This is a genomic window from Actinoplanes awajinensis subsp. mycoplanecinus (assembly GCF_001509495.1).
Classification (GTDB): domain Bacteria; phylum Actinomycetota; class Actinomycetes; order Mycobacteriales; family Micromonosporaceae; genus Actinoplanes; species Actinoplanes palleronii.
On sequence record NZ_LLZH01000186.1, the window covers coordinates 1 to 343 of the forward strand.

Here is a 343-nt window from a genome sequence, read left to right on the forward strand (position 1 = left end):
GGGCTGGGCGCAGCTCGGCTGGTCCGCGAACACGATCAGCCCCACCAATCCCGGTGTCGGGCTGCTGATCTCCGAGGGCGGAAGTCCGCACCTGGTGAAAGTCGCCTACCTCGACGACGACGCCTGTGCCGCGATCGCTAAGTACGCGGCATCGCTGCGTCGCACGGTCCGTGAACGGAGCCCTGGCCGAACGCTGGTCGCGGCCTGACGGACCTCTCATAGACCACCCGCAAACGGCGGATGGAAAACCGATCCCTAGCGAAGGGAGGGCCGATCTCATGGCCCGCAACACGCACCTGCCCGCACCGCAGCCGACCCGTCCGGTTGTCCACTACTACCCGGA

General features: G+C 67.3%; 1 pseudogene. It reads left to right on the forward strand.

What is annotated here, in order from left to right:
- A pseudogene (locus ADL15_RS54280) lies at positions 1–208 on the forward strand (FtsK/SpoIIIE domain-containing protein); the annotation flags it as partial.
- Positions 209–343 lie beyond the last annotated feature (135 nt).